The 25528-nt window shown below is 75.0% G+C and carries 20 protein-coding genes; 6 read left to right on the forward strand and 14 right to left on the reverse strand.

Going from position 1 to position 25528, the window contains the following annotated elements; translation table 11 throughout:
* Positions 1 to 67: 67 nt before the first annotated feature.
* The 6 genes from BD833_RS01245 to BD833_RS01270 all read right to left on the reverse strand — a co-directional run bounded on the left by BD833_RS01245 (position 68) and on the right by BD833_RS01270 (position 7879).
* A complete protein-coding gene (locus BD833_RS01245) occupies positions 68 to 1024 on the reverse strand; it encodes a VWA domain-containing protein (protein ID WP_166531298.1) in 957 nt (318 codons plus the stop codon).
* Positions 1021 to 2052 carry a DUF58 domain-containing protein gene (locus BD833_RS01250; protein ID WP_243737375.1) on the reverse strand — a complete coding sequence of 344 codons (1032 nt, stop codon included), beginning with the start codon at positions 2050 to 2052 and terminating at the stop codon, positions 1021 to 1023. The genes BD833_RS01245 and BD833_RS01250 overlap by 4 nt, the downstream gene beginning before the upstream one ends.
* Positions 2049 to 3296 (reverse strand): AAA family ATPase, encoded by a 1248-nt coding sequence (locus BD833_RS01255; RefSeq protein ID WP_166531299.1) that lies wholly within the window; start codon positions 3294 to 3296, stop codon positions 2049 to 2051. The genes BD833_RS01250 and BD833_RS01255 overlap by 4 nt, the downstream gene beginning before the upstream one ends.
* A gap of 292 nt (positions 3297 to 3588) precedes the next feature.
* The gene (locus tag BD833_RS01260; protein WP_243737376.1) at positions 3589 to 4944 is read right to left on the reverse strand and encodes a C40 family peptidase; all 1356 of its coding nucleotides are present in this window, start codon (positions 4942 to 4944) and stop codon (positions 3589 to 3591) included.
* A 160-nt stretch (positions 4945 to 5104) separates the two neighbouring features.
* Positions 5105 to 6640, reverse strand: coding sequence for a long-chain-fatty-acid--CoA ligase (locus BD833_RS01265; protein WP_166531300.1), 1536 nt, complete (start codon positions 6638 to 6640; stop codon positions 5105 to 5107).
* A 102-nt stretch (positions 6641 to 6742) separates the two neighbouring features.
* Positions 6743 to 7879, reverse strand: coding sequence for a response regulator transcription factor (locus BD833_RS01270; protein ID WP_208092272.1), 1137 nt, complete (start codon positions 7877 to 7879; stop codon positions 6743 to 6745).
* A gap of 113 nt (positions 7880 to 7992) precedes the next feature.
* On the opposite strand from BD833_RS01270, the gene BD833_RS01275 reads away from it, so the two are divergent.
* Positions 7993 to 9384, forward strand: a complete 1392-nt coding sequence (locus tag BD833_RS01275) for an FAD-binding oxidoreductase (protein WP_208092273.1) — start codon at positions 7993 to 7995, stop codon at positions 9382 to 9384.
* A 78-nt stretch (positions 9385 to 9462) separates the two neighbouring features.
* Here the strand turns inward: BD833_RS01275 and BD833_RS01280 are convergent, their stop codons facing one another.
* The 3 genes from BD833_RS01280 to BD833_RS01290 all read right to left on the reverse strand — a co-directional run bounded on the left by BD833_RS01280 (position 9463) and on the right by BD833_RS01290 (position 12188).
* The gene (locus BD833_RS01280) at positions 9463 to 10221 is read right to left on the reverse strand and encodes an SIR2 family NAD-dependent protein deacylase (protein WP_166531303.1); all 759 of its coding nucleotides are present in this window, start codon (positions 10219 to 10221) and stop codon (positions 9463 to 9465) included.
* 145 nt (positions 10222 to 10366) lie between these two features.
* Positions 10367 to 11071, reverse strand: a complete 705-nt coding sequence (locus BD833_RS01285; protein ID WP_166531304.1) for a VOC family protein — start codon at positions 11069 to 11071, stop codon at positions 10367 to 10369.
* Positions 11072 to 11174: 103 nt separating this feature from the next.
* The gene (locus BD833_RS01290) at positions 11175 to 12188 is read right to left on the reverse strand and encodes a phosphatase PAP2 family protein (RefSeq protein ID WP_166531305.1); all 1014 of its coding nucleotides are present in this window, start codon (positions 12186 to 12188) and stop codon (positions 11175 to 11177) included.
* Between the two features lie 265 nt (positions 12189 to 12453).
* Here BD833_RS01290 and BD833_RS01295 point away from each other — a divergent pair, with 265 nt between their 5' ends.
* From BD833_RS01295 to BD833_RS01310, 4 genes are read left to right on the forward strand one after another with little or no spacing between them, the layout of a single operon-like run.
* Complete coding sequence (locus tag BD833_RS01295) at positions 12454 to 15306, forward strand: aconitate hydratase (RefSeq protein ID WP_166531306.1); 2853 nt, start codon at positions 12454 to 12456, stop codon at positions 15304 to 15306.
* A 25-nt stretch (positions 15307 to 15331) separates the two neighbouring features.
* Entirely contained in the window at positions 15332 to 16090 is a 759-nt protein-coding gene (locus BD833_RS01300; protein WP_166531307.1) for an SDR family oxidoreductase, read from the forward strand.
* Positions 16087 to 16785, forward strand: a complete 699-nt coding sequence (locus BD833_RS01305) for a sirohydrochlorin chelatase (RefSeq protein ID WP_166531308.1) — start codon at positions 16087 to 16089, stop codon at positions 16783 to 16785. The genes BD833_RS01300 and BD833_RS01305 overlap by 4 nt, the downstream gene beginning before the upstream one ends.
* A 50-nt stretch (positions 16786 to 16835) precedes the next feature.
* Complete coding sequence (locus BD833_RS01310; protein ID WP_166531309.1) at positions 16836 to 17858, forward strand: DUF881 domain-containing protein; 1023 nt, start codon at positions 16836 to 16838, stop codon at positions 17856 to 17858.
* Between the two features lie 4 nt (positions 17859 to 17862).
* On the opposite strand, the gene BD833_RS01315 is transcribed toward BD833_RS01310, so the two are convergent.
* From BD833_RS01315 to BD833_RS01335, 5 genes are all read right to left on the reverse strand, one after another.
* Positions 17863 to 18327 carry an SgcJ/EcaC family oxidoreductase gene (locus tag BD833_RS01315; RefSeq protein ID WP_166531310.1) on the reverse strand — a complete coding sequence of 155 codons (465 nt, stop codon included), beginning with the start codon at positions 18325 to 18327 and terminating at the stop codon, positions 17863 to 17865.
* Positions 18328 to 18577: 250 nt separating this feature from the next.
* Positions 18578 to 20473: an ABC transporter ATP-binding protein gene (locus BD833_RS01320; protein WP_166531311.1), complete on the reverse strand. Its 1896-nt coding sequence runs from the start codon at positions 20471 to 20473 to the stop codon at positions 18578 to 18580.
* Between the two features lie 87 nt (positions 20474 to 20560).
* A complete protein-coding gene (locus BD833_RS01325; protein ID WP_166531312.1) occupies positions 20561 to 21340 on the reverse strand; it encodes an enoyl-CoA hydratase/isomerase family protein in 780 nt (259 codons plus the stop codon).
* Positions 21341 to 21409: 69 nt separating this feature from the next.
* Entirely contained in the window at positions 21410 to 21640 is a 231-nt protein-coding gene (locus tag BD833_RS01330) for a helix-turn-helix domain-containing protein (protein WP_166531313.1), read from the reverse strand.
* Positions 21641 to 21939: 299 nt separating this feature from the next.
* Positions 21940 to 23541, reverse strand: a complete 1602-nt coding sequence (locus tag BD833_RS01335) for an ABC-F family ATP-binding cassette domain-containing protein (protein WP_166531314.1) — start codon at positions 23539 to 23541, stop codon at positions 21940 to 21942.
* Between the two features lie 115 nt (positions 23542 to 23656).
* Between BD833_RS01335 and BD833_RS01340 the strand changes: the two genes are divergently transcribed.
* Positions 23657 to 25450: an SCO7613 C-terminal domain-containing membrane protein gene (locus tag BD833_RS01340; protein ID WP_166531315.1), complete on the forward strand. Its 1794-nt coding sequence runs from the start codon at positions 23657 to 23659 to the stop codon at positions 25448 to 25450.
* The last annotated feature ends 78 nt before the right edge of the window (positions 25451 to 25528 follow it).

Genomic DNA, 25528 nt, shown 5'->3' on the forward strand with positions numbered 1-25528 from the left:
CGACGCTGCGGCTCCGCACGACGGGGGGACGGCACGTGGCCGCGGTGTCGCCCGGAGGGCGACGGGGTCACAGCAGGCGGCTGGTCCAGAGCAGGCTGAGGACGGCGCCGAGCAGCACCACGACCACGCCCGCCCGCACGAACCACGGGCTGATGTCCTGCGGCTCGGTCGTGTAGCCGATCTGGCTGCCGAGGTCCTCGTACACCTGCTCCAGCTCCTCGAGGCTGGCCGCCTCGCTGTAGCTGCCCCCGGTCTGCTGCGCCAGCTCCTCGAGGCTCGCCCGGTCGACCGGCACCGGCACCTGCTCGCCGTCGATGTCGAGGGTTCCGTAGTCGGTGCCGAAGGCGATCGTGGACACCGGGACGCCGGCGGCGCGGGCCGCCTCGATCGCCTGCGTCTCGTCGCGGCCCACGGTGTTGAAGCCGTCGGAGAGCAGCACGATCCGCGCCGGGGGCGCCTCCTCGCCGCTGCTCTCCAGCCGCGACTGGAAGTTCTCGATCGCCGACAGCGAGGTGAAGACGGCCTCCCCGATGGCGGTGGCCTCGGCCAGGTCGAGGTTTTCTATGGCGGTCGCCACCTGCGCCCGGTCGGTGGTCGGCGGCACCACGGTGGTGGCGGTGCCGGCGAAGGTCACCAGCCCCAGGTTGATCCGCTCGGGCAGCACGTCGACGAAGTCGACGGCGGCCCGCTGCATGGCCTGGAACCGGGAGGGCTCCACGTCCCGGGCCTCCATCGACAGCGAGACGTCCACCGCCATCACGACGGTCGCCTTCTCGCGCGGCACGCGCACCTCGGTGCTGGGCACCGCCAGCGACACGACCAGCGTGGCCAGGCCGAGGGCCACGATGCCGAAGGCGAGATGCCGCTTCCACCCGGGCCGCTTCGGCACCAGGGTGCCGAGCAGCGCCACGTTGGTGAAGCGGGCGGCGTAGGCCTTGCGGCGCAGCTGCAGCACCACGTACACCGCGACGAGCGCGGCGACCACGAGCAGGGCCAGCAGCCACCACGGGGACTGGAACGTCATCGGGAGGCCCCTCCACTGCCGGCACGCCGGCGATCGGCGACGAAGCGGACGACGTCCATGAGCCAGTCACGGTCGGTCCGCAGTTGCAGGTGGCCGGCGCCGGCGCGGCGCAGGGCGGCGGCGACGTCGGCGCGCTGGGCGGCGGCGGCCACGGCGTAGCGGGCGCGCACCGCCGCGTCGCCGGTGGGCACCTCGAGCAGCTCCCCGCTCTCGGGGTCCACCACGGTCAGCAGCCCGACGTCGGGCAGCTCCAGCTCGCGGGGGTCGACGACCTCGATGGCCAGCAGCTCGTGCCGGGTGCCGAGCGCCCGCAGCGGGCGTTCCCAGTCGCTGTCGCCGAGGAAGTCGGAGACCACCACGACCAGCCCCCTCCGGCGCTCCGGCCGGCGCAGCGTCTCCAGCGCGTCGGCCAGGTCACCGCGGCGGCCGCTCTCCGCCCGCGGCGTCGCCACCACCGACCGGAGCAGCCGCTCGGCGGCGATCCGGCCGGGCAGCGCCGGGTAGCGGTCCACCCGCTCCCCCGTGGTGACGACGGCGCCGAGCCGGTTGCCGCCGTGCACGGTCAGGTGCCCGACCGCCGCCAGCCCGGCGATGGCCAGGTCGCGCTTCTGGCAGTTCGCGGTGCCGAAGTCGAGGCTCGCGGACAGGTCGACGACCGCCCACGTCTCCAGCTCGCGGTCGGCGATCGTCTCCCGGACGTGCGGCACCTGGGTGCGCGCGGTGACCGGCCAGTCCATCCGCCGGACGTCGTCGCCGGGGTGGTAGGTCCGCGAGTCACCGGCCTCGCTGCCCGAACCGGGGACCAGGCCCAGGTGGTCGCCCTGGAGCAGCCCGTCCAGCCGGCGGCGGACGGTGAGCTCCAGCCGCCGCAGCAGGACGTCGGCCGGGCCGTCGGTGAAGCGCGGCGGCGCGCCGTCGTCCCCGTCGCGGTCGGTCGCCGACCCCGGCGTCGCCGGGTGCAGCAGCAGCCCGGGGTGCTCGGCTGCGACCGGGGGCGGCTCCTCCTCCCGGCGACGTCGGCCGATCACGCCTGCTGCGGCCCGGGCGCGTGCCCGTTGCTGCTGCCCGGCCCGCCGGCGGCGGTGCTGCCGTAGCCGCTGTGCCCCTGCGGGCCGCCGTTCCCCCAGGCGCCCTGCGGCGGGGGCACGGCGCCCGGCGGCATGCCCTGCGGCGGACCGTAGAACGGGCCGGCCGGCACCGACGGCCCGCCCGCACCGCCGGGCCCGCTGCCGTTCGCGCCCTGTCGCGGCGCCACCTGCGGCAGCGGCACGGTCTGGACGATGCGCTTCACGATGTGGTCGGCCGGCACGCCGTCGGCCAGCGCGTCGTAGGAGAGCACCAGCCGGTGCCGGAGCACGTCGGCGGTCACGTCGAGGACGTCCTGGGGCAGCACGTAGTCCCGGCCGCGCACCAGGGCCAGGGCCCGGCTGGCCGCGATGAGCCCCAGCGACGCACGCGGGCTGGCGCCGTAGGACACCCAGCTCGCGACGTCCTCCATGCCGTGGTCACGCGGTGCCCGCGTGGCCAGCACCAGGCGGACCACGTAGTCGACCAGCGCGTGGTGCACGAACACCTGCGAGGCGGTCTTCTGCAGCCGGCGCAGCTCGTCGGGCCCCAGGACCGTCTCGGCCACCGGGGGCTCGGAGCCCATCCGGTAGATGATCTCCCGCTCCTCCTCGGCGCTCGGGTAGTCGACGAGCACCTTCATGAGGAAGCGGTCGCGCTGGGCCTCGGGCAGCGGGTAGACGCCCTCGGACTCGATCGGGTTCTGGGTGGCCAGCACCAGGAACGGGTTCGGCAGCGGGTGGGTGACCCCGCCGATCGAGACCTGCCGCTCGGCCATGACCTCCAGCAGCGCCGACTGCACCTTCGCCGGCGCGCGGTTGATCTCGTCGGTCAGGACGAAGTTGGCGAAGACCGGGCCGAGCTCGGTGTCGAAGGCGTCCTGCCCGGCCTTGTAGATGCGGGTGCCGATGATGTCCGCGGGCACCAGGTCGGGGGTGAACTGCAGGCGGGAGAACGTGCCGCCGACGACGGTCGCCAGCGTCTCGACGGCCAGCGTCTTGGCCACCCCGGGCACGCCCTCGAGGAGCACGTGCCCCCGGGCGAGCAGCGCGACGAGCATCCGCTCCACCAGCCGGTCCTGCCCGACGATGACCCGCTTGATCTCGAACAGGACCCGTTCCAGGCGGGCGGCGTCGACCGCGGGCGGCACCGGCGCCTGGGGCCGGCCGGACGCGCTCTCGATCGGGGTGCTGGCAGCGCTGGACACGTGACTCCCTGGTCGTGCCGAGCCGCGACCGCCCGGTACGGGCGAGTCTCGACGGGGCGGTGTCGTCCCGGCCCCTCGCCCAGTGTCCTACACGGATGCACCGGTTGCTCCCGCCCCGGGAAGGCGCCGCATCGGCGCACCGGAACCGTCGTCCACAGGCGCCCGCGCACCCCTGCCCGACGGCGTCGGCGACTGCTAGCCTGACGAGTGCGTCGGGCAGCTCCCCCCGTGGCTGCCCGACGCCTCAACGTCCGGCCCCGGTCGCGCTCGAGCTCGCGGACCGGGCGCCGCCTCAGCCGGTGGGCCGGACCGCCCCGAAGTAGTCCGAGCCGAACCACATGGCCGACACCTTCACCACGTCGCCGCTCTCGGGAGCCTGGACGACCGTGCCGTCCCCGAGGTACAGCGCCACGTGGTAGATCGACTCGTGCGAGGTGCCCGACCCCCAGAACACCAGGTCGCCGGCGCGCAGGTCGGCGCGCGCGACGGTGCGGTGGCGGAAGCGGTCGTACTGCTCCCGGCTCGTGCCACCGATCCGGATGCCGGCCCGCGCGTACGCGTACTCGGTGAGGCCGGAGCAGTCGAAGCCCCAGATGGCGGTGTCCGGCGGGATGCCGTAGCCGGGGCCGTTGCTCCCACCGCCGCCCCAGCTGTAGGGCAGGCCGCGCTGGCCCATCGCCGCGTCGATGGCGGTCTGCACCGCCGACTCCGACGGCGCCCCGACCGTCGTGGGCACGGGGGCGGGCGTACTGCCACCCCCGGAGCCCCCGTTCGGGGTGGTGCTGGTGGAGCCGCCCCCCGATGCGGAAGGGCCGCCCGGCGTCGTCGAGCCGGAACCACCGGAGGGCGCCGGCGGCGCGATGGGTGCCGGGCTCGGCGCCGCCTCGGCGACGGCCCGGGCCGCCGCCAGCTCGCCGAACTCGGCCTCGGCGGCGGCGAGCGTCTGCTCGACCCGCTCCTGCTGCTCGGCCACGGCCGCCGTCTGCTGGCGCGCGGCGATCTCCTGCCCCTGAGCCACCTGCAGCTGCACGGCGGCCTGCTCCTGGAGCCGGCCGGCCTCATCGGCGGCGCCGGTGGCCTGGGCATCGGCGGCGGTCGCCTGCTGCTCCAGCACGGCCAGCCGGCCGACGACGTCGACCCGGTGCGTGCCCGCGGCCTCCAGCAGGCTGGCCCGCTCGATCAGCTCGGCCGGCCCGCCGGAGCTCATGAGCGCCGTGATGGCCGGCGCGGTGCTGCCCTCCATGTAGCTGCGCCGGGCGAAGCCCACGACCTCGGCCCGCCCGGCGGCCAGCTCCGCCTGCGCCGCGACGACGGCCGCCTGCGCCGCGGCCGCGGCCGCCTGGGCGGCCTCGAGGGCCACCCGCGTCTCCTCGTAGTCCTGCAGCGCGATCTGCGCGGCCTGGCCGGCCCGCGCCGCCTCGTCGGCGGCGGCGGCCAGCTCGGCGGCCAGCCGCCCGACCTCGGCGGCGGCGGCGTCGCGCGCTTCCTGCGCGGCGGCCACCTCGGCGTCGCTCGGCGCGGCCGCGGCCACCCCCGGTGCGAGGCCCAGCAGCACCAGGGCCGCGATCCCCGTCCCGGCCCCGCGCAGCACCCACCGGGGGGTCCCGTGGCTGCCCCGGCCCCGTGCGTTCCGCGATGCGATGCCCACGTACCGACCTCCCGGCGCGCTCCCGTCAGGGGGCACGCGCAGTCTCCGCTCGGGACGCCGCAGCGGCGCCCATCGGAGCCAGCAACGGCGGGTGCGCGGCCCGGCTTGACCGCGGCCTCACCCCGGAGGGTGAGGCCACGACCCCGGGCCGCCGGGTGCGCTAGTTGACCTGGCGCTCGGAGCCGGCCCAGAAGTCCTGCCGCAGCTTGAACTTCTGGATCTTCCCGGTCGCCGTGCGGGCCAGCTGGTCGCGGAACTCGACGCGCTTGGGCGCCTTGTACCCGGCCAGCCGCGCCTTGCAGTGGGCGATGATGTCGGTCTCGCTCGCCTGCTCGCCCTCCGCGAGCACCACGATGGCGGTGACCATCTCCCCCCACTTCTCGTCGGGGATGCCGATGACCGCGACCTCGGCCACCGCGGGATGGCTGAAGACGACGTCCTCCACCTCGATCGAGGAGACGTTCTCCCCGCCGGTGATGATCACGTCCTTCTTGCGGTCGGAGATGCTGACGTAGCCCTCCTCGTCGATGCTGCCGCCGTCGCCGGTGTGGAACCAGCCGTCCTCCAGCGCCTCGGCCGAGGCGTCGGGGTTCTCCCAGTAGCCGGCCAGCACGGTGTTGCTGCGCGCCAGCACCTCGCCGGTGTCGCTCACCGACATCCGGGTGCCGATCGACGGCGCGCCGGCGCGGGACAGCCGCCGGGCGCGCTCCTCGGCGTCGAGGTCGTCGTACTCGGCGCGCGGGCGGTTGATCGTGAGCAGCGGCGCGGTCTCGGTGAGGCCGTAGATCTGGTTGAACTCCCACCCGAGCTCGGCCTCGACGCGCGCAATGGTCCGCGACGGCGGCGGCGCACCGGCGACGATGATCCGCACCCGGTCGCGGCCGGGGATCTCCCCGTCCCAGTCGGCGGCCGCCTCCAGCACCGCGTTCCAGACCGCCGGCGCCCCGGCCATCACCGTCACCCCGTGCTGGTCCACCCGGCGCAGGATCTCCGCGCCGTCGATCTTGCGGATCACCACCTGCCGGGCCCCGACGCCGGCCATGGAGTACGGCAGCCCCCAGCCGTTGCAGTGGAACATCGGCAGCGTGTGCATGTAGACGTCGCGGTCGCTGATCTGCATGTGCATGCCGAAGGTGACGGCGTTGACCCAGATGTTGCGGTGGGTCATCTGCACCCCCTTGGGCCGCGCCGTCGTTCCGCTCGTGTAGTTGATCGTCGCGGTCGCGTCCTCGTCGGGGTCCGACCACGGCCGCGGCTCGCGGTCGTTCCGGAGCAGCTGCTCGTACTCCTCCCCCGTGCCGAACCGGTGCTCGGCGCGCACACCCTTGAGCGAGGTCTCCAGCTCGGGGTCGACGAGCAGCACCCGCGCGCCGGAGTGCCCGACGATGTACTCCACCTCCTCCGGCTGCAGGCGGAAGTTGATCGGCACCGCCACCCGGCCCGACGACGGCACCGCGAGCAGCAGCTCGAGCAGCCGGGCGGAGTTGTGGCTGACGATCGCCACCCGCTCCCCCTCGGCGATGCCGAGCTCGTCGAGCCCGGCCTGCAGGGCGCGGCCCCGCCGGGCGACCTCGCGGTAGGTGACGTCGCCGAGCGAGGGCGCGGGCTGCGCCGGCTCGTCGACGATGCCGACGCGGTCGCCGTAGACGAGCTCGGCGCGGTCGAGGAAGTCGCGACTGGTGAGGGGCACGCGCATGCCGGCTCCCGGAGGTGCTGGGCCGGCACCGGGCCGGCCGAAGACGTGGTCCCCGTCACGCTATCGGCCGCCGGGGACGGCGACGAGCCCGTGCGCCTCGGGTCAGGCCGGAGGCCGGAACCAGCCGCTGGGGCCGACCGCCTGCCCGGCCGCCAGCCGGGGCGCGTACTGGTCGTAGTAGACCTTCGCGGTCAGCTCCCGCCGGCTGCGGACCCCGACCTTCGCGAAGATCGCCTTGAGGTGGTCCTGCACCGTGTAGGCGGACAGGTGCAGCGTCGCGGCGATGGCGCCGGTGTCCATCCCCCGCAGCACCAGCTGGACGACGTCCTGCTCTCGGGGGGTCAGCCCGAAGGCCGCCACCACGATGGGCACGATCTCCGGCGGCCGCGCCTCCTCGATCGTGACGACGACGTCGGAGGCCGTGCCCTCGCGCGACATCAGCCGGGAGGCGTGCGCGACGACCCAGTGCCCGGCGCGCGTCCGCAGCCGCACTCGGGGCACCAGCGGGGTGCTCCCGCCGACCCGGGCGCCGCGGGCCGCACCGACCAGCGCGAGCAGGGCCAGGGGCAGCGGGGCCGAGCCGAGCGGGCCCCCACCGAGCTCGCCGACCCGGGTCGCGGCCCCGGGGGTGGCCGAGGCGATCTCCCCCCGGGCGTCCACGACCAGGACGGCCGGGCCGTCGACCTGCGGCCCGGCCGGCGTGACGGCCGCGGCGAGCAGCCCGCTGCGCAGGCCACCGGCCAGGGCACCGCCGAGGCCGCCCACGAACGCCTGCTCCGGCGCGGTGAAGCCGGCCCGCGCCCCCTCGCGGAACAGCGCGATGAACCCCCACGTGGCGCCCTCGGTGGTCAGCACGCCACGCAGCTCGTCCCCGAAGTCCCAGTAGCGGCGGATGAACCCGGTGAAGCGCGGCGAGAGCTCGAGCCGCCCGTCGGTCTCGTCCCGGAGCGCCATCACCCGGCTCGGGCGGCGGGCGACCTCGAGGAAGGTCGAGGGTTCGGGCACCTCGTACTCGAAGTACGCCCACTCGTCGTCGTGGTGCTCGTCGAACCCGGCCTTGACGGTCCCGGTCACCAGGCCGGTGGCCGGATCGGCCGTCGAGATGCAGGCGGCCGAGAACGGCACCGCGCGCCCCAACGCGTGCAGGGCGGAGCGGGTGAAGGTCGGGACGTCGAGGCCGCTGGCGGCCAGGCCGGCGACCTGGGCGCGCACCCGGTCGGCCGGCAGGCTGCTGCGCACGCGGCCAGTGTGCCGACGCCGGCCCGTCGTCGGTACCCCAGAGAGCTGGGGGTCGGATTCCACCACGCACACGGGGGTGTTCCGCCGGCCGGCGACCCGCCACATTGATGGCCATGACGTCCGACCTGCCCACCGCCCGGTCCCTCGACCAGCTCGGCACCGCCGTGTCCGGACCGGTGCTCCGCCCCGGCGACCCCGGCTTTCCCGAGGAGGTCGCCCCGTTCAACCTCGCACTCACCCCCCGGCCCGCCGTCGTCGTCGGGGCCACCGGCACCGCCGACGTCGCCGCCGCGGTGCGCTGGGCCGCCCGCGCCGGGCTCCCGGTCGCCGTGCGGGCCACGGGCCACGGCATGACGTCGTCCCTGGACGACGCCCTGCTGGTCAACACGTCTCGTCTGGACACCGTGGAGATCGACCCCGCGGGCCGGTGCGCCCGGGTGGGCGCCGGTGTCCGGTGGCGGCAGGTCGTCGACGCCGCGGCACCGCACGGGCTGGCGCCGCTCTCGGGCTCCTCCTCCGCGGTCGGCGTCGTCGGGTACACCCTCGGCGGGGGCCTCGGCGAGCTGTCTCGGAAGTACGGGTTCGCCGCCGACCTGGTCCGGCGGGCGAGCCTGGTGACGGCCGACGGCAGCATCCGCACCGTGGACGCCGACACCGATCCCGAGCTCTTCTGGGGGCTGCGCGGCGGCAAGGGCAGCTTCGGCATCGTCACCGAGCTGGAGTTCGACCTGGTGCCCGTCACGTCGCTGTACGGCGGCGGCATCTTCTTCCCCGGCTCCGCCGCCGCCGACGTGCTGCACGCCTGGCGGCGGTGGACGGCGACCGTGCCGGAGGAGACCACCAGCTCGATCGCCGTGCTCCGCATGCCGCCCGATCCCGCGGTGCCCGAGCCGCTGCGCGGGCAGACCGTGGTGCACCTGCGGGTCGCCCACCTGGGGCCGGTCGACGAGGGCGCCGCCCTGCTCGCCCCGATGCGGGCCGCCGCCCCGGCGCTGATCGACACCGTCGCCGAGCTGCCCTACACCGCGGTCGATGCGATCCACATGGACCCGACCACCCCCGCGGCCGCGTTCGACCGCGGGATCACGCTGCGCGAACTGCCCGCCGAGGCGGTGGACGCGCTGCTGGAGGTGGCCGGCCCGGAGGTCGAGCTGCCGCTGGTGGTCGTCGAGCTGCGGCACCTGGGCGGCGCCCTGTCCCGCCCGGCCACGGTGCCGAACGCCGTCGCCGGCCGCGGGGCCGCCTACACCGCGTGGGCGCTCGGGCCGATGGTGCCGCCCGTCGCCGACGCCGTCCCCGGCGCGGTGGCCGCCGTCCTCGACCGGCTGGCGCCGTGGGCCGGGCGCGGCGCGCTGCTCAACTTCCTCGGCTCCGCCGACCCGGGCGACGTCGGCGCGCTGTGGGACGACGGCGACCGGGACCGCCTGCTCGCGCTGAAGCGGCGGCTCGACCCGGCGGAGGTCTTCCGCGTCGGCCACGTCGTCGCCGGAGCCCCCGCCGGATGATCAGGTGACCTGATCATTCCGGGTCCTGGCTCACGTCCGGTGCTGAGCCAGGACCCTGCGCGGTGAGCCAGGACGCCGTCAGCCGGCCGCGACCAGCCGGGGCAGCGCGGTCCCGATGGGCTCGTGCACGACCAGATCGGCGACGTCGTCGTAGGGCGTCGGCTCAGCGTTGACCACGACCACGCGGGCGCCGTTGCGCACGGCGACTTCGACCAGCCCGGCGGCGGGGTGCACCGTCAGCGACGTGCCGACGGCGAGGAACACGTCGCAGTCGGCCGCCGCGGCGACCGCCGCCTCGACGACGCGCTCCTCCAGCAGCTGGCCGAAGTAGATCGTCGCCGACTTGAGGACGCCGCCGCAGACCAGGCACGCCGGGTCGGGCTCTCCCGCCTCGACGCGGTCCAGCGCCGCCCGCATCGGCGTCCGGTCCCCGCAGGAGGTGCAGAGGACCTCGTGGACCGTGCCGTGGATCTCCAGCACGCGGTCGGGGCCGGACCCGGCGGCCTGGTGCAGGCCGTCGATGTTCTGCGTGACGAGCGCCCGCAGCCGGCCCTGCCGCTCCAGGTCGACCAGCGCGGCGTGCCCCGCGTTCGGCCGCGGGTCGGCCGCCTGCAGGTCCCGACGCATCAGCCACGACCGGCGCCGGATCTCCGGATCGGCCAGGTAGTAGCACAGCGTCACGAGCTTCTCGGCGTCCGGGTCCCTGGTCCACACGCCGTCGGGCCCGCGGTAGTCGGGGATGCCGCTGTCGGTGGAGACTCCCGCGCCGGTGAGCACGGTGATCCGCCGGGCGGCGGTCAGCCAGTCGGGCAGGGGCGTGGGCACGGCGCCGGTCACGCGTCCACGGTAGGAGGACCGAGGGCGTGATCGGGCCGGCCGCGGTCGGAGGCAGGCCAGCGGGGCGCGTGGTGTCGCTTCCCGCCGGAGCGGGTGACCCGGCGCAGCGGGACCTGGGCACGGAGCGGCACGCCCCGCTGCCGGCTCAACCCGGCGCGAGGGAGAACTCGTTGCCGTCGGGGTCGGCGAGCTCGACGACGCCGTCCCCTGCGCCGCCGAGGCGGGTGGCCCCGAGCCCGACCAGTCGCTCGACCTCGGCCGACAGCTGGCCGTCGGCACAGGTGAGGTGGAAGCGCTGCCTGTTCCGCCCGCGCTTCGGTGCCACGGGCGGGCCACCCCACGCGATCGTGGTGCCCCCGTGCGGGGACCGGATCGCCGTCTCCTCGTTCTCGTCCCACACCACGGGCCAGCCCAGCGTCTCGGCCCAGAACAGCCCGACCTGCCGGGTGCCGTCGCAGGCCAGCTCGCCGAGGAAGCCGCAGCCGGCCAGGAACCGGTTGCCGGCCTCGATGACGCAGAACTCGTTGCCCTCCGGATCGGCCAGCACGACGTGCTCCTCCTCCGGGAGCTGGCCGACGTCGAGGTGGCCGGCGCCGAGTTCGAGCGCTGCCGCGACCGTGTCGTCCTGTGCGGCGGGGCTGGTGCTGGTCAGATGCAGGTGCACCCGGTTCGGGCCGGCCTTCCCGGTCGGGCTCGCGGTGAACCGCAGCCCCACCTGGGTGTCGGACCCGGGCAGCAGCACACCGCGGGGGTCGTCGAGGACCGCCCGGCCCAGGAGGGCGGCCCAGAACTCCGCCAGGCGAGCCGGCTCGTGTGCGTCGAAGGTCAGCGCCCGCAGTCGGGAGGGCATGTCGCGCACGCTAGGCGCCGGCGAGGCGGTTCCGCACGCGCTTATCGGGAGCGCCGCCGGGCCGCGGTCAGCCGGTCCGGCAGGGGGCCGGGGACGGCGCGGGTCACGCCCGCCACGGCAGGGGCCGGCCGGCCGCCCGCACCGCCCGGGCGGTGCCGCTGCGGACCAGCCGCCCGGCCCGCGGGACCAGGAGGACCACGGCGCAGGCGTAGGCCGCGCCCAGCACGGTGTCGACGACGTAGTGCTCGCCCGACCAGACCAGGACCAGCGGCATCAGCCCCGCGTACGCGACGAGGGCCACCTTCTGCCAGGAGCGGCGCGCCATCGGCAGCAGGACGATCGTCATGAGCACCGCGAAGCCGGTGTGCAGCGACGGCATGGCCGCGACCAGGTTCACCTGCCCCTGGCCGGCGTCGAGGATGACCCCGGCGCGCGGCAGCCCGAGCACCGCCCAGCCGGCGCTGCTCATCCGCGCCACCGGCTCGATGACCCCCTCCTTGGCCGCCAGCCACGGCGGCGCCGCCGGGTACAGCACGTAGGTGACCAGCCCGGCGAGCGAGAGCGCGACGACGAGCTGGGCGCAGCGGGCCCACCGGCGCCGGTCGCGCAGCCACAGCACGGCGAGCACCACGGGGGTGAGCACGAAGTGGCTGCTGTAGACGAGCGTCGCCAGCGCCTTCCACCAGTCGGCCTGCACGGTCTCCTGCAGCCAGACGGTCGGCAGCACTCCCCCGCCGAGCCACCGGTCGGCGTCGGCGAGCTCCCGCACGTGGACCGGCATGCCCAGCCCGTCGGCCAGCCCGCGGGTGGCGTCGTAGGCCAGGAGGACGGCGACCAGCGGCAGCCAGTCGGTCAGCAGCCGCACCACCCGGCGCCACCCCTGGGTGGCCGCCGAGACGGCGAGGCCGGCCAGCACCCAGCCGAGCAGCACCACCCGGTCGGTCGGCAGTCCGCGCGCCGCGCAGGTGACCGCGAAAGCCACCAGCAGGCCGGCCCACAGGACGGCGGTGACGAGCCGGGCGCGGTCGACCCGCACCGCCGTCCCCGGGAGTGCGCCACCCCCGGGGACGGGACGGACCGCCACGGGGGCGGGAGCCGGTGAGTCGACCACGGTCATGGCGCGGCACCGTAGCCGCCCGGCTTCCCCGGGTGTGCCCGGGCGTGCGCGGCACGCCGCCGTGACGTGCGCGGATGTGACGCCTGCGGCGGCCCGGACGGGAGGGAAGACCGGCCGGCGGGAGCCGCAGGGGCACTCCTCAGGGCGGTGACCCAGGTCACGGGGTGAGGGAAGGGTCGCCTGAGTCGGTGCATCCGCCCGGGAGCTGGGATGATCGGGGGTGGTCAACGAAGCGTGATGAACCACGAGGGGTAGGCGCAGAAGAGTGGCAGCCAGCAAGGACACCTTCGGAGCACGGTCGACGCTCTCCGTCGACGGCACCGACTACGACATCTACCGGCTCGACGCGGTGGAGGGCTCCGAGAAGCTGCCCTTCAGCCTGAAGGTCCTCCTGGAGAACCTCCTGCGCACCGAGGACGGCGCGGACATCACCGCCGACCACATCCGGGCGATCGCGAACTGGGACCCGTCGGCCGAGCCCGACCAGGAGATCCAGTTCACCCCGGCCCGCGTGGTCATGCAGGACTTCACCGGCGTGCCCTGCATCGTCGACCTCGCCACCATGCGCGAGGCCATGGCGGAGCTCGGCGGCGACCCGCAGAAGATCAACCCGCTCGCCCCCGCCGAGCTGGTCATCGACCACTCGGTCATCGCCGACATCTTCGGCACCGAGGACTCGTTCCAGCGCAACGTCGAGATCGAGTACGAGCGCAACGGCGAGCGCTACCAGTTCCTCCGCTGGGGCCAGGGCGCGTTCAGCGACTTCAAGGTCGTCCCCCCGGGCACCGGCATCGTCCACCAGGTCAACATCGAGCACCTGGCCCGCGTGATCTTCCCGCGGCAGGAGGGTGACCGCGTCGTCGCCTACCCCGACACCTGCGTCGGCACCGACAGCCACACCACGATGGTCAACGGCCTGGGCGTGCTGGGCTGGGGCGTCGGCGGCATCGAGGCCGAGGCCGCGATGCTCGGCCAGCCGGTCTCGATGCTCATCCCCCGCGTCGTGGGCTTCAAGCTCTTCGGCCAGCTGCCGGACGGCGCCACCGCGACCGACCTCGTCCTCACGATCACCGAGATGCTGCGCGAGCACGGCGTGGTCGGGAAGTTCGTCGAGTTCTACGGCGAGGGCGTCTCCGCCGTGCCGCTGGCCAACCGCGCCACGATCGGCAACATGAGCCCGGAGTTCGGCTCCACCGCGGCGATGTTCCCCATCGACGAGGAGACCATCACCTACCTGCAGCTGACCGGCCGCGACGAGCAGCAGGTGAAGCTGGTCGAGGCCTACGCCAAGGAGCAGGGCCTCTGGCACGACGCCTCCCGCGAGCCGGCGTTCTCCGAGTACCTCGAGCTCGACCTCGGTTCCGTCGTCCCGTCGATCGCCGGCCCGAAGCGCCCGCAGGACCGGGTCGCGATCACCGACGCCAAGCCCGCCTTCCGCGAAGCGCTGGCCGACTACGTGGCCCACGACGAGACCGGTGGCGAGGACCGCAAGCCCGGCGTCCCGTCGCAGGAGCAGCCCTACGGGGTGACCTCCTCGGTCGACGAGGCCGTCGCCGAGACGTTCCCGGCGTCCGACCCGATCGCGGAGACGCACGGCAACGGCGAGGCCGGCAAGCCGCACCACGTCGACGGGCACGCCGTGGCCGAGCGGCCGCGCAAGCCCACGAAGGTCGTCATGGAGGACGGCACGGAGACCGAGGTCGACCACGGCCACGTCGTGATCGCCGCGATCACCTCCTGCACCAACACCTCCAACCCGCAGGTGATGATCGGCGCGGCCATGCTGGCCAAGAACGCCGTCGAGCGCGGGCTGACCAGCAAGCCGTGGGTCAAGACGACGCTGGCCCCCGGGTCCAAGGTCGTCATGGACTACTACGAGAAGGCCGAGCTCACCCCGTACCTGGAGAAGCTGGGCTTCTACCTGGTCGGCTACGGCTGCACGACCTGCATCGGCAACTCCGGCCCGCTGCCGGAGCCGGTGTCGGCCGCGGTGAACGAGGCCGACCTCGCCGTCGTCTCGGTGCTGTCGGGCAACCGGAACTTCGAGGGCCGGATCAACCCCGACGTCAAGATGAACTACCTGGCCTCCCCGCCGCTGGTCATCGCCTACGCGCTGGCCGGGTCCATGGACGTCGACCTGAACAACGACCCGCTGGGTCAGGACCAGAACGGCGACGACGTCTTCCTGCGCGACATCTGGCCCTCCCCGCAGGAGGTCCAGCGGGTCATCGACCACGCCGTCTCCGCGGAGCAGTTCGGCCGCAGCTACGAGGACGTCTTCGCCGGCACCGAGCAGTGGCAGAACCTGCCCACGCCGACCGGCGACACCTTCGAGTGGGCCGAGGACAGCACCTACGTGCGGCGTCCTCCGTACTTCGAGGGCATGCCGGCCGAGCCGGCCCCGGTCGAGGACATCACCGGCGCCCGCACCCTCGCGGTGCTCGGCGACTCGGTGACCACCGACCACATCTCGCCGGCCGGCTCGATCAAGGCCGACAGCCCCGCGGGCAAGTATCTCCGCGAGCACGGGGTGGACCGTCGCGACTTCAACTCCTACGGCTCGCGCCGCGGGAACCACGAGGTCATGATCCGCGGCACGTTCGCCAACATCCGGCTGCGCAACCAGCTGGTGCCCGGCACCGAGGGTGGCGTCACCAAGAACCACCTGACCGGCGAGACGACGACGATCTACGACGCCTCGCGCGCCTACATCGACGCCGGCATCCCGCTGGTCGTGCTGGCCGGCAAGGAGTACGGCTCCGGATCCTCCCGCGACTGGGCCGCCAAGGGCACCGCGCTGCTGGGCGTCAAGGCGGTCATCGCCGAGAGCTACGAGCGGATCCACCGCTCCAACCTCATCGGCATGGGCGTCCTGCCGCTGCAGTTCCCCGAGGGCCAGGACCGCGAGTCCCTCGGCCTGACCGGCGACGAGGAGTTCACCATCACCGGGATCACCGCGCTGAACGACGGCTCGGTGCCCCGGACGGTCAAGGTGAAGGCGGGGGACGTCGAGTTCGACGCCCGCGTCCGCATCGACACCCCCGGTGAGGCGAACTACTACCGCAACGGCGGGATCATGCAGTACGTCCTCCGGTCGCTGCGCGGCAGCGCGGCCTGACCGCCGGGCACCCGAGGACCCGCTGATGGACCTGGGCCTGGGTGGTCGCGGATTCCTGCTCACCGGCGCGAGCCGGGGGCTGGGGTTCGCGACCGCCCGGGCCCTCGTCGATAACGAGGCCCGCGTGCTGGTCAGCTCCCGCTCCGCCGACGGCGTCGCACGGGCCGTCGACCGGCTCGGCGGGGCGCCGTCGGCGCACGGGGTGGCCGCCGACCTGGCCGACGCCGGCGCCGCCGAGGCCCTGGTCGCCGCCGGGGTCGAGCGGCTGGGCCGCCTGGACGGCGCGTTCCTCTCCGTCGGCCGTCCCGTGCAGGGCAGCGTGCTCGAGGTGGCCGAGGAGCACTGGCGCGACGCCGTCGAGTCGCTGCTGCTGGGCACGATCCGGGTCGTCCGGGCACTCGTCCCCGTCCTCGGGCCGGGGGCGGCGATCGGGCTGGTGCTCTCCACGTCCGTGCGGGAGCCCAAGCGGCGCCTGGGCATCTCCAACGGCCTCCGCCCGGGCCTGGCCATGACGGCCAAGGCGCTGGCGGACGAGCTGGGGCCCCGGGGCATCCGCGTCGTCGGCCTGGTCCCGGGGACGATCGACACCGACGAGACGCCGGAGGGCACGGGCACCCCCCGGTCGGCCGAGACGCAGGCGGAGCGGGCCGCCGGCATCCCGCTGGGCCGGCCGGGCACCCCCGAGGAGTTCGGCCGGGTCGCCGCCTTCCTGCTCTCCCCCGCCGCCTCCTACGTCACCGGCACGATGGTCGCCGTCGACGGCGGCCGGATGCGCAGCCTGTGAACGACCCGGTCCTGGTCGCCTGCGCGCACGGCACCCGCAACCCCACCGGCCGCCGGCTGATCGCCGAGCTGGCCCTCGCCGCGCGCGCCCAGCGCCCGGGCCTCGTCACCACCGCCGCCTTCGTCGACGTGCAGCCCCCCACCGTCGTCGACGTCGTGGCCGGCCTGTCGGCCCAGGACCGGCCGGCGGTCGTCGTCCCGCTGCTGCTGTCGGGCGGCTACCACGTGCACGTGGACATCGCCTCGGCCGTCGCCTCCGCCCCCGGGACCGTGGCCGCCCGCCCGCTGGGCCCCGACCCGCGGCTGGCCGCCGTCCTGCTCGACCGGCTCGTGCAGGCCGGCGCCGACCCCACCGACCCCCGGACCGCCGTCGTCCTGGCCGCCGCCGGGTCCAGCGATTCCAGGTCGGTCGCCGACGTCGAGCGCACCGCCGCCCTGGTGCAGGAGGGGTGGACCGGGCCGGTCACGACGGGGTACGGCTCGGCTGCCCGTCCGACGGTGCCCGACGCCGTCGCGGCGGCGCGCGTCGGAGGCGCCAGCAGCGTCGTGGTGGCCTCCTACCTGCTCGCGCCCGGCCACTTCCACGACAAGCTGGCCGGTTCCGGGGCCGATGTCGTCACCGCACCGCTGCTGCCCGACGCACGGATCGCCGCCGTGCTGCTGGACCGGTACGACGCCGTGGTGTCCACCCGCTGACCCGGCCGGGCGCCACCGGCCCGGCCGCGGGCTGACCTAGGGTGGAGCCGATGGAGCGCGACCCTTCCGACGCCGGGACGGCGGAGCCGTCGCCGCTCCCGCCCGGGAGCGAACCGGACGGGCCGGAGCCGGTCGAGGCGGAGACGGTGACGCCCGACCAGGTTCCCGCCGACGAGGTTCCCGCCGGCCAGGCACCCGCCGGCCAGACACCCACCGGCCAGACACCCACCGGCCAGACACCCACCGGCCAGACACCCGCCGGCCAGACACCCGCCGGCGAGGTACCCGCCGGCGAGGCATCTGCCGAGGAACCCCCTGCCGGGGCGGAGGAACCGACCGCCGAGGCACCCGGCGCCGCCACCGCCGGTACCGAATCCGGCGAGCCGGACGAACCCTCGATCTCCACTGCAGCGTCAGGATCGCGGAACTGGAGCCGTCCGGTCGCCGTCCTGGCCACGGCCGGGCTCACGGTGGCCCTCGGGTTCGCGCTGACCACCCAGATCCGCAGCACCGCCGAGCCCGAGGACCAGGTCGCCACGCGCGAGGAGGACCTCGTGCTGATCCTCGACGAGATCAACGCCCGCGAGGAGACGCTGCGGCGGCAGATCGGCGAGACGCGGCAGACGCTCGAGGAGCTCAGCAGCGGGCAGCAGAAGGCCGGCAGCGCGCTGGAGGAGGCCCGGTCGCGGGCTGAGGCGATCGGCGTCCTCGCCGGCACCCTGCCCGCCGCAGGCCCGGGCGTGCGGGTCACCGTGCTGGACCCGGACGGCGCCGTCCCGACCTCGGTGATTCTCGGCGCCATCCAGGAGCTGCGCGGCGCCGGGGCCGAGGCCATCGAGGTCGACGACGTGCGGATCGTCGCCTCCAGCGCCGTCACCGGATCCCCCGGCGACCTGCGCATCAACGGGCAGCCGCTGATCGCGCCCTACGAGTTCCACGCCGTCGGGCCGCCCGCCGCGATGGACGTCGCCCTGAACGTCTCCGGTGGGGTGGTCGACGACATCGGCCGGGTCGGCGGCAAGGCCCAGGTGCAGCAGGACGAGACCATCGTCGTGGACGCCCTCGTCGGCTGACCCGTCACTGCGGGATGAGCAGCCCCCGCAGCTCCTCGGTGAGCGCCTCGCGCGCCTCCGGGTGCGAGGGCCAGGCGGCCGGCGTCACCTGGAACAGCGAGATGCGCCACCGGCCCCGCCCCTCGTCCACCGCGATCATGGTGTGGACGGCGTTGAGCTCGGGGTCGAGGTCGGTCTCCCCCGCCGGGATCATCCCCGCGTGCGCGGTCAGCATCGCGACGCCGGCGGCGATCGGACGGACGGAGCGGACCACCGCGACGTAGGCCGGGGTCTGCTGCGAGCCGAACACCTGGCGGAGGTCCGCGGCGATCGACAGCCGGCCGCGGTGGTGGCTCCCGTCGAAGCCGATGATGTCGCCGTCGTCGGCGAAGCCGGCCGCCACCGCGGCGCCGCTGCGCCGGTTCCACCCGTCGACGAACTCGGCGTAGAGCGAACGGATCTGGGTGTCCTGCGGGTGCGCTGCGGTCACGTCTCCTCCTCGCTGGCGGTCGCCGGTGCGTGCCGACGCGTGCTGTGCTCCTGCGTGACCGCGCCAGCCCGGTCACGTGCCCCGGCTGCGGCCGCCCGGGACAGGAGTGACGGTAGTGGTCCGCCGCACCGGGACGTCCGCCCCCCGCCGGTGCTCTCCGCCGTCGCGTCGGCCGGGTGCCCACCTCTTCCGAGCGCCCACCACCGTCCGTGCCCGGTCGTGCGCGAGCAGCCACCGGCCGCGGGTGCGGTCACCCGACCGGAACGGCTCCCCGCCGCTCCCCCTGCGCGAACTGCGTCCGGTACAGGTCGGCGTACCTGCCGCCGCGGGCGAGCAGCTCCTCGTGCGTGCCCGACTCGACGATCCGGCCGGCGTCGACCACCAGGATCTGGTCGGCGCTGCGGATGGTCGACAGCCGGTGCGCGATGACCAGCGACGTCCGCCCCGCCAGCGCGGTGTCCAGCGCGTGCTGCACGGCGGCCTCGGACTCGCTGTCCAGGTGCGCGGTCGCCTCGTCGAGGATCACGATGCCGGGCGCCTTCAGCAGCACCCGGGCGATCGCCAGCCGCTGCTTCTCACCGCCGGAGAGCCGGTACCCACGGTCGCCCACCACGGTGTCCAGCTCCTCGGGCAGCGAGCGCACCAGCTCGGCGATGCGGGCGCCCTCCAGCGCCGCCCAGAGCTGCTCGTCGGTGGCCTCGGGGCGGGCGTAGCGCAGGTTGGCCCGGATGGTGTCGTGGAAGAGGTGCGCGTCCTGGCTGACCACGCCGACCGCGTCCCGCAGCGAGGCGAGCGTCGCCCGGCGGACGTCGACACCGCCCACCCGCACCGTGCCGCTGGTCGCGTCGTAGAGCCGGGGCACCAGGTGGGCGATGGTGGACTTGCCGGCGCCGGAGTGCCCGACGAGCGCGACCAGGTGGCCGGGCTCGACCCGGAAGGAGACGTCGTGCAGGACGGCGGTGGGGCCACCGTGCTCGGGCAGCGACACTTCTTCCAGTGACGGCAGCGAGACGTCCGCGCCGGCCGGGTAGCTGAACGACACGGCGTCGAACTCGATCGACCGGTCGTCCGCCGGCACCGGAACCGCGTCCGGGGCCTCCTGGATCATCGGCGGCAGGTCCATCACCTCGAAGACCCGGTCGAAGCTGACCATCGCGCTCATCACGTCCACGCGGACGTTGGACAGCGCGGTGAGCGGGCCGTACAGGCGGGAGAGCAGCAGGGCGAGAGCGACGACGTCGCCGGCGCTGAGCGTCCCGGTGAAGGCCAGCCAGCCGCCGAGGCCGTAGACCAGCGCGGTCGCCAGCGCCGCCACGAGGGTGAGCGCGGTGAAGAACGTGCGCCCGTACATGGCCGACAGGACGCCGATGTCGCGGACCCGGGCGGCCCGCCCGCGGAACGACTCGGCCTCCACCGACGGCCGGCCGAACAGCTTGACCAGCAGCGCCCCGGCGACGTTGAACCGCTCGGTCATGGTCGCGTTCATCGAGGCGTTGAGCCCGTAGGACTCCCGGGTGATCTCCTGCAGCCGGCTGCCGATGCGGCGGGCCGGGAGCACGAACACCGGCACGAGCACCAGCGACAGCAGCGTGATCTGCCAGGACAGGGTGAACATGACGCCCGCGGTGAGCACGAGGCCGATGACGTTGGAGACGACGCCGGACAGCGTGGAGGTGAACGCCTGCTGGGCGCCGACGACGTCGTTGTTCAGCCGGCTGACCAGGGCGCCGGTCTGGGTGCGGGTGAAGAAGGCCACCGGCATGCGCTGCACGTGCTCGAACACCTGGCTGCGCAGGTCGTAGATGACGCCCTCGCCGATGCGGGCGGAGAACCAGCGGGTGCCCAGGGAGATGCCGGCGTCGACCACCGCCAGTCCGGCGATGATCAGCGCGATCCGCACGATGCCGGCCGCCGTGCCCTCGAGTTGGGCGATGCGGTTGACGATGTCCCCGGCCAGCAGCGGGGTGATCACCCCGATCACCGAGGAGCCGACGACGAGCAGCAGGAACAGGGTGAGCTCCCGCCGGTACGGCCGGGCGATGCCCAGGATCCGCCGCACGGTGCCCGGGGGCAGCTTCCGCCCGGTCACCGACGGGTCGCGCTTGAACGACCGCATGGCCGCCATCGACGTCATGGGGCTGCTCATGTCCACCGCCTCTCCCCACCTCCGCCGGTCACGCCCCGGCTGCTCGTCCAACCGGGGCGCGGCTCGGCTTGTTCCGCGGAGGTGGGGTCAGCGACCGCCGGCGAGATCGTGCAGTCGCTGTACCTGGGCGGCCCGCTCGGCGGCGTCCTGGGTCGGGAAGTCGTTGCGCACCGCGGAGCGGACCAGGGCGGCCGTCGCCCGGCTGGCGCCGACCGGCGGGGCGACCAGCGCCGCGGCCAGGTCGGCGACGGCGTCGTCGAGCTCCGCGCCGGGCACGACCAGGGTGGCCAGGCCGATCGCGCGGGCCTCGGCCGCGCCGACCGCGCGGCCGGTCATGCACAGCTCCAGGGCTCTCGAGTAGCCGACCAGCTCCACCAGCGTGCTGGTGCCGGTCAGGTCGGGCACCAGGCCGAGGGTCACCTCGGGCAGCCGCAGCTGCGCGTCCTCGGTCATCACCCGCAGGTCGCAGGCCAGCGCCAGCTGCGCACCGGCCCCGATGGCATGCCCCTGCACCGCGGCGACGGAGACGATCCCGGGCGCGCGGAGCCAGCGGAAGCCCGCCTGGTAGCTCCGGATCCGCTCCTGCGCCTCCTCCACCGGCAGCCGGACGAGCTCGCCGAGGCTGCCGCCGGAGGTGGAGCTGGTGTCGAACATGCTCCGGTCCAGGCCGGCCGAGAACGCCCGGCCCTCGCCGCGCACGACGACGACGCGGACGTCCTCGTCGAGCGCGGCGCCCACCTCGGCGAGCGCCGACCAGGTCGCCGGCGTCTGGGCGTTCAGCTGGTCGGGGCGGTCCAGGGTGACGGTGAGGAGGGCGCCGTCGCGGCGCGTCCGCACGTACCCGGTCCCGGTGATGTCGGCGGTCACGCGCCTGCCTCGCCGGCGCTCGTCAGGCGCGGACCGCGCAGTGCTGCGCCCACGGGTTCGCTCGCCAGCTCACTCACTCTTCTTGCTGTTCCGGTTGGCCCCGCCGCGGCTGCGCAGCGAGGCCCCGGACTCCGAGAGGAGCCGGTGCACGAAGCCGTAGGACCGGTTCGTCGAGGTGGCCAGCGATCGGATGCTCTCGCCCTCGTCGTACCGCTTGCGCAGCTCGTCGGCGAGCGTCGACCGGTCTCCCCCGGTGATGCGCTTGCCCTTGCCGAGGTCCGCGGTGCTCGTGTCGGCCATGGCTCCCCTCCGTGTCAGCCGCCGGCCGACCCGCACCGGGGATACCGGTCACGCGGCGGCCCGTCGATGGCTGTCGCCTGGTGCCGCCGTCCCGTCGACCACGGCTCCCTCGGACCCATGATCACGCACATTGCACACAACCGCGACGCGAGGCACCCGGTCGCGGTGCCCGACGGGAGCCGCCCTGCGAGGCGCCGGGAGGAGTGGGGGCCGGAGGCTCCCCGACGAGCGCCCGGGACGCGCTCGTCGCAGCAGGGGATGGCACGTGGCCGCGGTGCGGTCCGGAGGACCGCGATGTGCTATGCGAGCTCCACCAGATCGGCGAGGTCCTCGCTCCAGGCGTCCTCCGTACCGTCGGGCAGCAGGATGACCTTGTCGGGGTTCAGCGCGCGCACCGCGCCCTCGTCGTGGGTGACCAGCACGATCGCACCGGCGTACGTGCGCAGCGCGTCCAGGACCTGCTCGCGGCTGGCCGGGTCGAGGTTGTTCGTCGGCTCGTCGAGCAGCAGCACGTTGGCGCCGGAGACGACCAGCGTCGCCATCGCCAGCCGCGTCCGCTCACCACCGGAGAGCGTGCCGGCGCGCTGGTCGACGGACTCGCCGGAGAACAGGAACGCGCCGAGGATCCGCCGGAGCTCGGTGTCGGTGCTGTCCGGGGCCGCGGAGCGCATGTTCTCCAGCAGCGACCGGTCCATGTCGATGGTCTCGTGCTCCTGCGCGTAGTAGCCGATCCGCAGCCCGTGCCCCGCCTTGACCTCGCCGGTGTCGGGCGCCTCGGTGCCGGCCAGCATCCGCAGCAGCGTGGTCTTGCCCGCTCCGTTGAGCCCCAGGACGACGACGCGGGCGCCCTTGTCCACCGCGAGGTCGACGTCGGTGAAGATCTCCAGCGAGCCGTAGCTCTTGCTCAGCCCCTCGGCGGTCAGCGGCGTCCGGCCGCAGTTGGCCGGCGTCGGGAACCGCAGCTTGGCGACCTTGTCCTGCACCCGGACGTCGGCCAGCCCGGACGCCAGCCGCTCGGCCCGCTTGTCCATGCTCTTGGCGGCCTTGGCCTTGGTGGCCTTCGCGCGCATCTTGTCCGCCTGCGCGGTGAGCGTGTCGATCTTCCGCTCGGTGTTGGCCCGCTCCTGCTTGCGGCGCCGCTCGTCGGTCTCGCGCTGCGCCAGGTAGGGCTTCCAGCCCAGGTTGTAGATGTCGACGGTCGCCCGGTTCGCGTCCAGGTGCCACACCTTGTTGACCACGGCGTCGAGCAGCTCGACGTCGTGGCTGATGACGATGAGCCCGCCCTTGTGGCCGCCCAGGAAGCCCTTGAGCCAGGTGATCGAGTCGCCGTCGAGGTGGTTGGTCGGCTCGTCGAGCAGCAGCGTCTCCGCGTCGGAGAACAGGATGCGGGCGAGCTCGACGCGGCGCCGCTGGCCACCGGAGAGCGTGCGCAGCGGCTGGGTCAGCACCCGGTCGGGCAGACCGAGGTTGGTGCAGATCCGCGCGGCGTCGCTCTCGGCGGCGTAGCCACCCAGGGCGGCGAACTGGTCCTCCAGGCGCCCGTAGCGGCGGACCGCCTTGTCCCGCTCGGCGTCGTCGGCCGGCTCGGCCATGGCCACCTGGGCCTTGACCATCTGGTTGCGGATGACGTCGAGCCCGCGGCCCGAGAGCACCCGGTCGCTGGCGGTGATGTCGAGGTCGCCGCTGCGCGGGTCCTGCGGCAGGTAGCCGATCTCGCCGCTCACCTCCACCTTGCCGGTGTGCGGGAGGCGCTCGCCGGCCAGCGTCGTGAGGGTGGTGGTCTTGCCGGCGCCGTTGCGCCCCACCAGCCCGATGCGGTCGCCGGGCTGCACCCGCAGGTTGGCCTCGCTGATGAGGATGCGGGCGCCGGCGCGCAGCTCCAGCCCCGTCGTTGTGATCACTGATCCCAGGATAGGCGCTCCCGGGCCGACCTCCGAGTGGTGTGCCGGGTGATTCGGGCGGCACCGCGGCGGGCAGGGTGCGGGCGTGACTCCGGGGAGCAGGCCGACACCGCCGGTGGCGCCGCCTCCGGTGCCGCCGTTCCCCTACCGCTCCCGGCCGCCGCAGGTGCTGCTGGTCGTCGGCGCGGTGCTGCTCGTCTGCGCCGGCGCGACGCTGGCCTCGGCGTACGACGGGCCACTGGTCCGGGGTGCCCTGCTCCTGCTGGGCGGCGGAGCCGCCGCCGGCTCGGCGCGCGCGGCGCGGTCCGGGCTGCGCAACTCGGCGGAGACGTTCGCGGCCACCGCCGCCGGGCTGGCGCTGGCCGGCAGCGACGTCCCCGGGCGGCTCGCCTCCGGGGAACCGCTGCTGCCCCTCGTCCTCGGCGCGGTGTTCCTCCTCCTGCACCGGCTGTCCCCCGTCCCGGCCGCCTGGCCGGTGGCGGCCTGGGTGGCGCTGCAGGTGGCGGCGCTGCGCGCGCTGGACATCCTTCCCGGGGCCCTGCGCACCGAAGCGATCCTGGCGGTGGCGCTCACGGGGCTGGCCGTGGCGCTGTTCGGGCGGCCGCTCGTCGCCCGGCTGGTCATGGCCACCGCGGTGCCGTGGTTCGCCGCCGCGCTGCTGGGCGGCTCCGCGGAGGCCTGGACGGCGGCACCGACCGAGCGCTGGCTGGCCGTCGGGCTCGTGACCGCGGCGGCCGCCGGCCTGCTGCTGGCCCGGCTGCGGCGGCCGCTCGACCCGCTGCTGGGCCCGCCCCGGCTGGTGCCGGTGCTCGCCGGCGGGGGAACCGGCGCCGCCGTCGCGGGCGCCTCCTCCGCCGGTGGACCGGTGGCCGTCGCAGTGGCGGGCTTCGCCGGTGTCCTGGTCGCGACGACGGCGGCCGGCGAGCTGTCCGGCTGGCGCCGCGGGTTCCTGCTGCCCGTCGCCGTCACCGGCGGTGTGCTGCTGGCGGCGCTGTCGGTCGGCCGGCTCGTGGCCCGCGCCCAGTGGTCGGAGCTCGCCCTGCTGCTGGTGCTCACGGCCGCGCCGACGGTCTGGGTGGCGGTCCTGCGCGCCGACGACCGCCCGGTGGCCGCGCCGACGGCGGTCGGCTGCCTGGGCGGGGCGGCGGTGCTCGGCCTGCCCGCCGGCTGGGCCTCTACGGCCGCGGTGGCGGTGGTGCTGACCGGCCTCTACGTCGTCGCCCTGGCCGTCGCCGGGCTGGTCGAGCGGGACTCGCGGCGGGCCACGGTGAGGGCGGGCGCGGTCAGCGCGGGCGTCGCCGTCCTGCTGCTGCACGTCGAGGGCGACCGGGCGCTGGTGCTCGCGCACCTGGCCGTGCAGGGCGCGGCCACGCTCGGCTGGGCGTGGTGGACCGGCCGCGCCGGGCACGGCAGCGACGCGGACACCGACTCCTCCGCCGCCTGGCGGGTGGGGGCCGCCCAGCTCGTCCTCGCGGCATGGACGGCGGCGGCGCTCGGCGGTACCGCGACGGTCGAGGCGTACAGCATCCCCGCGGCCGCCGGGCTCCTCCTGGCCGCTGGGCGCGGGCTGCTCCGGGACGCGTCGTGGCCCGCCTGGGGGCCGGGCCTGGTGACGGCGGCCGCGCCGTCGACCGTGCTCGCCGTCCTCTCCGCCGACGCACCCCGCGCGGTGCTGGTGCTCGCCGCGGCGGCGCTGGCGATGGTGGCGGGCGCCCGGGCCGGCGTGCGCGCCCCGCTGCTGGTCGGCGCGGCCACCGCGCTCGGCGTGGCGGTGGGGCTCGCGGTCCGGGCGCTGCCCTGGCCGGTCGGGGCCGCGCTGGTGGTGGGTGCGGTGCTGCTGGTCGTCGGCGCCCGCCGCGAGCAGGCGCCGGTCGCCGGCTTCGCCGCCCGCCTCGCCGACCTCCGCTGAGCCCAGGACGCGCTTCTGGGGTGCTCCTCGCGCTTCCCGGGTCCTGCAGGACCGGAGAAGCGCGAGGAACACCCCAGA

It is taken from the genome of Blastococcus xanthinilyticus (genome assembly GCF_008124835.1).
GTDB lineage: Bacteria > Actinomycetota > Actinomycetes > Mycobacteriales > Geodermatophilaceae > Blastococcus > Blastococcus xanthinilyticus.

Bases quoted from the DNA above. Each gene is read 5' to 3' on its own strand.
- BD833_RS01245 (WP_166531298.1), bottom strand. From the start codon at position 1,024: ATGACGTTCCAGTCCCCGTGGTGGCTGCTGGCCCTGCTCGTGGTCGCC.
- BD833_RS01330 (WP_166531313.1), bottom strand. From the start codon at position 21,640: ATGGCCGACACGAGCACCGCGGACCTCGGCAAGGGCAAGCGCATCACC.
- BD833_RS01300 (WP_166531307.1), top strand. From the start codon at position 15,332: ATGGACCTGGGCCTGGGTGGTCGCGGATTCCTGCTCACCGGCGCGAGC.
- BD833_RS01285 (WP_166531304.1), bottom strand. From the start codon at position 11,071: ATGCCCTCCCGACTGCGGGCGCTGACCTTCGACGCACACGAGCCGGCT.
- BD833_RS01320 (WP_166531311.1), bottom strand. From the start codon at position 20,473: ATGAGCAGCCCCATGACGTCGATGGCGGCCATGCGGTCGTTCAAGCGC.
- BD833_RS01265 (WP_166531300.1), bottom strand. From the start codon at position 6,640: ATGCGCGTGCCCCTCACCAGTCGCGACTTCCTCGACCGCGCCGAGCTC.
- BD833_RS01275 (WP_208092273.1), top strand. From the start codon at position 7,993: ATGACGTCCGACCTGCCCACCGCCCGGTCCCTCGACCAGCTCGGCACC.
- BD833_RS01290 (WP_166531305.1), bottom strand. From the start codon at position 12,188: ATGACCGTGGTCGACTCACCGGCTCCCGCCCCCGTGGCGGTCCGTCCC.
- BD833_RS01310 (WP_166531309.1), top strand. From the start codon at position 16,836: ATGGAGCGCGACCCTTCCGACGCCGGGACGGCGGAGCCGTCGCCGCTC.